The following is an 8746-nucleotide window of genomic DNA, read 5'->3' as shown; positions in this document are numbered from 1 at the left end:
TTTTTTGTTCAGGTTTTTTTGGTTAAATAGCGAATGTTTTAGATGAAAACAAGTCAAAAGTTTCAAGATTTTTAGAAATAGCGTATAATATAAAGGAAGAAAGAAAAGAAAAGGATTTTAAAATGAACAAACGTTCTTTGTTGCCTGTCTTATCGACAGCCCTGTTAGCTCCAGCCTTCTTAGCTGGACAAGTCTACGCTGAAGAAGCATCAACTCCTGCAGAAAGTTCAGCTGTCGTAGCGACTCCTGCTACGTCGGTGACTCCAGTTCCTGTAGAGAGCCCTACAGTACCGGAAACTTCGGCAACTTCAGAAACAGTTGCACCTGCAGAAGCTCCGTTAGCTCCTGCTGAATCTACTAAAGGCGAAGAAAAGGACACCGTTATCTTACACACCAATGATGTCCATGGTCGTATTGTAGAGGAAAAGGGAGTAATTGGAGATGCCAAGTTAGCGACTGTTATTGAGCAGGAACGTGCGAAATCAAATCAAAATACTCTAGTTGTTGATGCGGGAGACGCTTTCCAAGGTTTGCCGATTTCCAACTCTACGAAAGGTGAAGCGCGTGCTGAAATTCTCAATCAGATGCAGTATGATGCCATGGCAGTAGGAAACCATGAGTTTGACTTTGGTCTTGATGAAGTTAAAAAATACAAGGAAATCTTGAAATTCCCATTACTTAGCTCAAATACTTATGTCAATGGAGCTCGTCTTTTTGAAGCGTCTACAATTGTTGATAAAGATAAGACTGTAGAAGGTGATGAGTTTGTTGTAATCGGTGTGACGACACCTGAAACTGCTACAAAAACCCACCCTAAAAACATTAAAGGGGTAACTTTTAGTGATCCAATCTCTGAAGTCAATAAGGTCATCGAAGAAGTTCAAGCCAAGGCGCGTGCAGAAGGTAAGGACTACAAACACTATGTTGTGCTTGCTCACTTGGGTGTAGATACCACAACTCCAGTTGAGTGGCGTGGTTCAACCTTGGCAGAAGCTCTATCTAAAAATCCTCGTCTCAAAGGCAAACGTGTGACAGTTATTGATGGGCATTCTCATACAGTAGCTTCCACAACTTATGGCGACAATGTTACCTATAACCAAACAGGAAGTTACCTTCATAATGTTGGGAAGGTTATCTACAAATCACGTCAGCTTTTGGGCAATCCTACGTTGATTGCGGCTGCTGATGCTAAAAAATTACCAGCTAATCCTACAGTTGAAAAACTAGTCAAAGACATTAAACAAAAATACGACGCTGAAAATGCTGTTGAAGTCGTTTCGAACAGCCCTGTAGAACTCAACGGTGATCGTGAAAATGTTCGAGTCCGTGAAACCAATCTCGGAAACGTCGTAGCAGACTCTCTCTATCAGTATGGTCAAACAGGATTTAGCCATCCGACAGACATCGCTGTGACAAATGGTGGTGGCTTGCGTGAAACCATTGCAAAAGGCAAACCAATCACTAAAGGAAATGTCATTGCCGTTCTTCCATTTGGAAATACCATCTCACAAATCCAAGTGACGGGGCAACAAGTCTTGGATATGTTTGAAAAGTCACTCGGATCTATCTTGCAGGTCGATAAGGATGGCAAGAAGGTCTTGGATGAGAATGGGCAACCATTGTTAGAGCCAAGTGGTGGTTTCTTGCAAGTTTCAGGTGTGAAGGTCTACTATGATACCAACCTACCATCAGGCAAACGTGTCTTGGCCGTCCAGGTTAAAAACCGTGCAACTGGTCGTTATGAACTACTGGACCTCGCAAAAACCTACTATCTTGCAACCAATGATTTCTTAGCTGCGGGTGGTGATGGCTACACTATGTTGGGTGGCGCACGTGAAGAAGGTCCTTCTATGGATGCAGCCTTTGAAGAGTATCTGAAAACCGCTGATTTGACCCAGTATGAAAAGATTAATCCGAACTCACGGACGATTTCTGTGGATTCTACAACTTTTAGTCTGCCGGTAGAAACGCCTCAAACGAATGCGGCTGCTAATGATGCGACTACAAATGTGCCATTGACTTATGAGGTGGCAGGTCAATTTAGCAAGAAGGCAGTTGTCTCAGAAAAAGCCCTCCCAAATACAGGAAGCGAACAGTCCATCTTCTTGCTCTTGATGGGAATGGTAGCTGGTTTGGCAGGTATCTTATCGAGTCGAAAACCAAAGCAAAAATAGGTTAAATTTTCCATCTAGAAGAGTCGAGGGAAACGTTTTTACGCCTTTTTCCCTTGACTCTTTTTTGGTTTATGATATAATTAACCAGTAAAGAATCGGTGGCTATCTATGTTTTTTACGAAAAGATAGCTTGGGAAGGAGTAACATATGAGACAGCTTGCACAGGAAATCGACAACTTTTTAAACGAGGTGATCTTGAGATCTGAGAACCAGCATGAAATTCTGATTGGGCATTGCACGAGTGACGTTGCCTTGACCAACACTCAGGAACACATCCTCATGCTCTTGTCAGAAGAATCCCTAACCAACTCGGAGTTGGCTCGTCGCCTTAATGTCAGTCAGGCAGCAGTGACCAAGGCTATCAAGTCTTTGGTCAAAGAGGGCATGTTAGAGACCTCCAGAGATCCAAAGGATGCGCGTGTGATCTTTTATCAACTGACAGAGCTAGCTCGACCGGTGGCAGAGGAACACCACCATCATCATGAACACACACTCTTAGCCTATGAACAAGTGGCAAGTCAGTTTACTCCAAATGAACAAGAAGTTATCCAGCGGTTTTTAACTGCTTTAGTAGGAGAAATCAAATAATGCGGTATATTACAGTAGAGGACTTGTCTTTCTATTATGACAAGGAACCTGTCCTCGAGCATATCAACTATAGTGTTGATAGTGGGGAGTTTGTCACCCTGACTGGTGAAAATGGAGCTGCCAAGACAACGCTTATCAAGGCGAGCCTAGGCATCTTGCAACCAAGATTTGGCAAGGTAACCATCTCAAAGACAAATACTCATGGGAAAAAGCTTAGGATAGCTTATCTTCCCCAGCAGATAGCCAGTTTTAATGCTGGTTTTCCAAGTACGGTTTATGAATTTGTCAAATCGGGTCGCTATCCGCGAAAGGGTTGGTTCCGCCGCTTGAACGCCCATGATGAGGAGCATATCAAGGCCAGTCTAGACTCAGTTGGTATGTGGGAACACCGTGACAAACGAATTGGTTCCCTCTCGGGAGGGCAAAAGCAACGAGCAGTGATTGCCCGGATGTTTGCTTCTGACCCAGATATCTTTGTCCTGGATGAGCCGACAACAGGGATGGATGCTGGAAGCAAAAATGAATTTTACGAACTCATGCACCATAGTGCCCACCATCATGGCAAGGCTGTTTTGATGATTACCCATGACCCTGAGGAGGTCAAGGACTACGCAGATCGCAATATCCATCTAGTGCGCAATCAAGACTCACCGTGGCGTTGTTTCAACGTTCACGAAAGCGACCAGGAGGTGGAACATGCTTAGTTTGTTATCTTATGATTTCATGCAGCGTGCCTTCTTGGCGGTCATTGCTATGAGTCTCTTTTCTCCAGTTCTTGGGACTTTCCTTATCTTACGTCGTCAGAGTCTCATGAGCGATACCCTCAGCCACGTCTCACTTTCAGGTGTAGCCTTTGGTCTAGTTTTGGGGATTTCTCCAACTATTTCAACCATTGCTATCGTCTTGATTGCTGCGGTCTTTTTGGAATATCTCCGTACAGTCTATAAGAACTTTATGGAAATCGGAACTGCTATCCTCATGTCAACAGGTCTGGCTGTTTCTCTGATTGTCATGAGTAAGGGTAAAAGTTCGAGTTCCATGAGTTTGGACCAATACCTCTTTGGTTCGATTGTAACCATTAGCCAGGAGCAGGTGATATTCCTCTTTGCCATTGCTGCGGTCGTTTTGCTCTTGACTTTCTTATTCTTGCGACCAATGTATATCCTGACTTTTGATGAGGACACGGCCTTTGTGGATGGACTTCCAGTTCGTACTATGTCTATCCTCTTTAACATGGTGACAGGGGTGGCCATTGCCCTTATGATACCAGCAGCAGGAGCCCTTTTGGTGTCGACCATTATGGTCTTGCCAGCTAGTATTGCCCTTCGTCTGGGGAAAAACTTTAAATCGGTTATGTTATTAGCCAGCGCTATTGGCTTTTTGGGAATGGTGGCAGGACTTTATATTTCCTACTATGCGGAAACCCCTGCTAGCGCTAGTATCACCATTATCTTTGTAGCTGTCTTTTTGTTAGTCAGTCTACTGAAACGTTTTATCAAATAGGAGAATGAAATGAAAAAACTGAGCTTACTACTAGCTAGTCTATGTGCCTTATTTTTAGTGGCTTGTTCCAATCAAAAACAGGCAGATGGGAAGCTAAATATCGTGACAACCTTTTACCCTGTCTATGAATTTACCAAGCAAGTCGCAGGAGATACTGCTAATGTAGAACTTCTAATCGGTGCTGGTACAGAACCCCATGAGTATGAACCGTCTGCCAAGGCAGTTGCCAAAATCCAAGACGCAGATACCTTTGTCTATGAAAATGAAAATATGGAAACTTGGGTTCCTAAAATGCTAGATACTTTGGATAAGAAAAAGGTGAAAACTATCAAGGCAACAGGCGATATGCTGCTCTTGCCAGGTGGCGAGGAAGAAGAGGGAGACCATGACCATGGAGAAGAAGGTCACCATCACGACTACGATCCCCACGTTTGGCTTTCACCAGTTCGTGCCATTAAACTAGTAGAACATATCCGGGACAGCTTGTCAGCAGATTATCCTGATAAAAAAGAGACTTTTGAAAAGAATGCAGCTACCTATATCGAAAAATTACAAGCCTTGGATGAGGCCTACACAGATGGCTTGTCTCAAGCCAAACAAAAGAGCTTTGTGACCCAGCACGCTGCCTTTAACTACCTTGCCTTGGACTACGGTCTCAAGCAAGTATCCATCTCAGGTCTCTCACCAGATGCAGAGCCATCAGCAGCACGTTTGGCAGAATTGACAGAGTATATCAAGAAAAACAAGATTTCTTATATCTACTTTGAAGAAAATGCCTCACAAGCCCTTGCTAATACACTTTCAAAAGAGGCAGGTGTCAAAACAGATGTCCTCAATCCTTTAGAAAGTCTGACAGAAGAAGATACTAAGGCTGGAGAAAATTACATCTCTATCATGGAGAAAAACCTCAAGGCTTTGAAACAAACAACGGACCAAGAAGGCCCAGAAATCGAGCCAGAGAAGGAAGAAAATACCAAGACAGTTCACAATGGTTACTTTGAGGATGCAGACGTCAAGGATCGCACCTTGAGTGACTATGTAGGTAACTGGCAATCTGTCTATCCTTTCCTTGAGGATGGAACCTTCGATCAAGTCTTTGACTACAAGGCTAAGTTGACTGGCAAGATGACCAAGGCTGAGTACAAGGCCTACTATACAAAAGGCTATCAGACAGATGTGACTAAGATCAACATTACTGATAACACTATGGAATTTGTTCAAGGTGGACAAAGCAAGAAATTCACCTACAAGTATGTCGGCAAGAAAATCTTGACTTATAAGAAAGGCAATCGTGGCGTGCGCTTCCTCTTTGAAGCGACGGATGCGGACGCTGGACAGTTCAAGTATGTTCAGTTTAGTGACCACAATATCGCCCCAGTCAAGGCAGAACATTTCCATATCTTCTTTGGAGGCACAAGCCAAGAAGCCCTCTTTGAAGAGATGGATAACTGGCCAACCTACTACCCAGATAAGCTATCTGGTCAAGAAATCGCCCAAGAAATGTTGGCGCATTGATGCAAGAGAAAATCCCGCAAAGCTGCGGGATTTTTTGGTAGAAACATTTATCTGGTTAGGTTGCGAGACGGGAAACCGCCTCTGCGTAGATGTCCATAGCGCGATAAAGATCGTCTAGGACAGCTGCTTCATTTGCCTGATGTTCAGTTTGTTGTGCTCCTGGAAAAAGAGCGCCAAAGGCCACACAGTTTGGCATGGTGCGGGCAAAGGTAGCACCACCTGATGAGAGGGGAGGAGTCTCATCTCCAGTCTTTTCTTGGTAGACTTGCATAAGGGTAGTAACAAGTTGGCTATCTCTTGCGACATAGAGGGGTGCTAGATAGTCAAATTCTTGGTAGTCAAGTTGGTAGTCTTTGGCGCACTGGGTGAGCTGTGCCACCAGTTTTTCCTTATCTGCTAGCACAGGTATGCGTATATCGATCCGAATCTCGGAGCGATCGGGATTGATGGTCAACCCTGCAACATTAAAGGAAAGGGAACCAGACGGTTCATCAGTAACCTCTCCGAAGATTCCAAGCCCTCTACCATCTTGCCCTGCTTTATCGGCTAGGAAATGAAGGGCAGGGTGGGGTTGGAGAGGTGCGAGTACACTAGCAAGTCGAATGACGGCATTTACACCTTGACTAGCATCTTTAGCGTGCTTAGGTACCCCGAGTACGGTCACGGTTTGTTCTGTGGTTTGGTAATCAAAATTTGCTTTCGTCAAACCTCTACAAATCGCTTCATAAAGAGGACCTTGGTAACTTGCCTTGTCTGGTACGACATTAAAGGCACCTCCGACATCGAGCTTGAGAAGATCAGAGCCGGGGCCATGAAGCTTGACTTGAAGGAGCCCCTTTTCAGCGTATGTCAAAGGAAATGACGAATCCGGTGCAAATCCCATGCTAGCTTGTTCTTCGAGGGCGTTGTAGCGTGCCATACATCTCCAAAGAGTTTCTTCATCCGTACCAAAGATAAAACGCACGCGCTTCTTAAATTGGATGCCTTGGTCAAGTAAGCTTTTCACTGCGTAGAGAGCTGCGAGTGAAGGACCTTTGTCGTCTTGTGCCCCTCGTCCATAGAGTTTGCCTTCTCTAATAGTTGCTTCAAATGGAGGAGATTGCCAATCTGACAAATCTCCTGCAGGCACAACATCCAAGTGGCAGAGGATGGCAAAGAGTTCTCCCTCACCAACCTCTGCATAACCATAATAGCCCTTGGGATCAATATAAGTTTTAAAGCCAAGTTCACGGCAGATTTCCAGCGTCTTTTCTAGGACGTCTTGAATAGCTTGTCCAAAAGGTGTCCCATTTTCCCCTTCTTGGAGGACAGATGGGTAGGAGATGAGAGTCTTCAGACTCTGTACAAAGCTCTGTTTAATGGAGTCGGTGATGTAAGAGTTCATCCGTTTTACCTCACACTTTGTTCTAAAGGAATGGTAGGAAGGTACCTAGGATAAGAAGAAGTATGCTCACAATGATGATAACGATAATGAGTTTAGTAACAAATTTCCACCAGGTTCCTAGACTAATACGACCGAGCGCGAGAGCACCCATAACGATACCAGAAGTAGGGGCGACGAGGTTTAGTACACCAGATGCAGACTGATAGGCGGTGATGATGAGACTAGGTTTTACATTGACAAACTCACCAAGTGGCGCCATAATCCCCATTGTCGCGCTAGCAAGTCCAGATGAAGATGGGATAAGGAATGACATAGGAAGGTAGAAGAGGTAGGTCAAAACGATAAAGACTTGAGAAGAGAGGCCTTGAAGTCCGACTTCACCCCAGTGTAGAATAGTTGCAGTAATCATACCGTCGTTCATGATAACCTGTATACCACGAGCTACTGCACAAATCAAGGCTACAGTAAGAAGATCAGCTGCACCAGCCATAAAGGTAGAGATAATCTTGCCCTCCTTAAGACCGTAAACAACACCAATAAGAATCCCCATCACAGCAAAGAGCATCGCACCTTCTGGGAAGTACCAGCTACCGAATGGTAGAGCAGATGAACCAATAACTCCACCGATAACAGGGAGACCAATCAACCAATTTTTGAAGTCTTCAAATATAGTAATGTGTAAGTCTACCCAAGGGATAAAACTAGCGATCATGATGATGAAAGTCAAGATAAACAAGGAAAGAACATGTTTTTGTTTCTTGCTCAAGACAGATGGAGCATTTTCGTTATCAGTGACATTGAAGTGTTTGAGGTCTTCTTCACGTTGAGAATAGACAAGTGATTTTGTAGGATCCTTTTGAATCTTTTCTGCGTAGCGGTAGACAAAGTAAGTACTAATACCTGTCATAACAAACCAGAAGATGATACGAAGGATGACCCCGTCCATAGATGATACGCCTGCTGTATCAGAAGCGATAACAGTAGCAAAAGGATTGAGAGTAGAGGCAAGACAGCCGACTTGAGAACCCAGTAGGATGATAGCAACGGCAGTAATGCTATCAAAACCAACGGCCATCATAACAGGGACAAGAAGTGGATAAAATGCCATGGTTTCTTCCCCCATACCATAAGTTGTTCCTCCAAGTGCAAAGAGAGGCATGAGGATAAGGATCAGCATTTTTTCGCGTCCCTTGTATTTCTTAACAATAGAGGCAATACCAACATCTAATGTGCCTGTTGCATTGACAACTCCGAGAAATCCTCCAACCATGAGGATGAAGAAGGCTACGTCAATAGCGGCTTTAGTTGGTTCGTGACCGAGCATCGCCCGGATTGGGGCCATTAGGATATCGTAAATCCCTTGGGGATTAGATTCAACAGTTTGATAGGTACCTGCAATGAGGTCACCTGCTTCGTTCGTATCATACTTACCTGCCGGAATGATCCAAGTCAAGATCGCCATAATAGCGATAATAATGATCAAAACAGTGTAAGATGAAGGCATTTGGAACCTTTTTTTTGTTTTTTCACTCATTTGTTTTTCCTCCTAAACTATGCCACAAAGTATAAAAACGAATGATGT

7 protein-coding genes are annotated in these 8746 nt (G+C 44.1%); 5 read left to right on the top strand and 2 right to left on the bottom strand.

Annotated elements, in window-relative coordinates; all coding sequences use genetic code 11:
- Positions 1–122: 122 nt before the first annotated feature.
- The 5 genes from nt5e to adcA all read left to right on the top strand — a co-directional run bounded on the left by nt5e (position 123) and on the right by adcA (position 5780).
- Positions 123–2174, top strand: a complete 2052-nt coding sequence (gene nt5e / locus SORDD16_RS02195; protein ID WP_061452194.1) for a cell surface ecto-5'-nucleotidase Nt5e — start codon at positions 123–125, stop codon at positions 2172–2174.
- A 147-nt stretch (positions 2175–2321) separates the two neighbouring features.
- Positions 2322–2762, top strand: coding sequence for a zinc-dependent transcriptional regulator AdcR (gene adcR / locus SORDD16_RS02190; RefSeq protein ID WP_001249328.1), 441 nt, complete (start codon positions 2322–2324; stop codon positions 2760–2762).
- Positions 2762–3466 (top strand): metal ABC transporter ATP-binding protein, encoded by a 705-nt coding sequence (locus SORDD16_RS02185; RefSeq protein WP_001269483.1) that lies wholly within the window; start codon positions 2762–2764, stop codon positions 3464–3466. The genes adcR and SORDD16_RS02185 overlap by 1 nt, the downstream gene beginning before the upstream one ends.
- A complete protein-coding gene (locus SORDD16_RS02180) occupies positions 3459–4265 on the top strand; it encodes a metal ABC transporter permease (RefSeq protein ID WP_000950023.1) in 807 nt (268 codons plus the stop codon). The genes SORDD16_RS02185 and SORDD16_RS02180 overlap by 8 nt, the downstream gene beginning before the upstream one ends.
- Before the next feature lie 9 nt (positions 4266–4274).
- The gene (gene adcA / locus SORDD16_RS02175) at positions 4275–5780 is read left to right on the top strand and encodes a zinc ABC transporter substrate-binding lipoprotein AdcA (RefSeq protein WP_061452193.1); all 1506 of its coding nucleotides are present in this window, start codon (positions 4275–4277) and stop codon (positions 5778–5780) included.
- A 55-nt stretch (positions 5781–5835) separates the two neighbouring features.
- On the opposite strand, the gene SORDD16_RS02170 is transcribed toward adcA, so the two are convergent.
- Complete coding sequence (locus SORDD16_RS02170; protein ID WP_061452192.1) at positions 5836–7164, bottom strand: dipeptidase; 1329 nt, start codon at positions 7162–7164, stop codon at positions 5836–5838.
- A 22-nt stretch (positions 7165–7186) separates the two neighbouring features.
- The gene (locus tag SORDD16_RS02165) at positions 7187–8698 is read right to left on the bottom strand and encodes a YfcC family protein (protein WP_061452191.1); all 1512 of its coding nucleotides are present in this window, start codon (positions 8696–8698) and stop codon (positions 7187–7189) included.
- Positions 8699–8746 lie beyond the last annotated feature (48 nt).

Source organism: Streptococcus oralis (genome assembly GCF_001578945.1).
Lineage (GTDB): Bacteria > Bacillota > Bacilli > Lactobacillales > Streptococcaceae > Streptococcus > Streptococcus oralis_Q.
This window is presented reverse-complemented; position numbering and strand designations above follow the sequence as displayed.

Coding starts and splice junctions, on each gene's coding strand:
- nt5e (WP_061452194.1), top strand. CDS start 123: ATGAACAAACGTTCTTTGTTGCCTGTCTTATCGACAGCCCTGTTAGCT.
- adcR (WP_001249328.1), top strand. CDS start 2,322: ATGAGACAGCTTGCACAGGAAATCGACAACTTTTTAAACGAGGTGATC.
- SORDD16_RS02185 (WP_001269483.1), top strand. CDS start 2,762: ATGCGGTATATTACAGTAGAGGACTTGTCTTTCTATTATGACAAGGAA.
- SORDD16_RS02180 (WP_000950023.1), top strand. CDS start 3,459: ATGCTTAGTTTGTTATCTTATGATTTCATGCAGCGTGCCTTCTTGGCG.
- adcA (WP_061452193.1), top strand. CDS start 4,275: ATGAAAAAACTGAGCTTACTACTAGCTAGTCTATGTGCCTTATTTTTA.
- SORDD16_RS02170 (WP_061452192.1), bottom strand. CDS start 7,164: ATGAACTCTTACATCACCGACTCCATTAAACAGAGCTTTGTACAGAGT.
- SORDD16_RS02165 (WP_061452191.1), bottom strand. CDS start 8,698: ATGAGTGAAAAAACAAAAAAAAGGTTCCAAATGCCTTCATCTTACACT.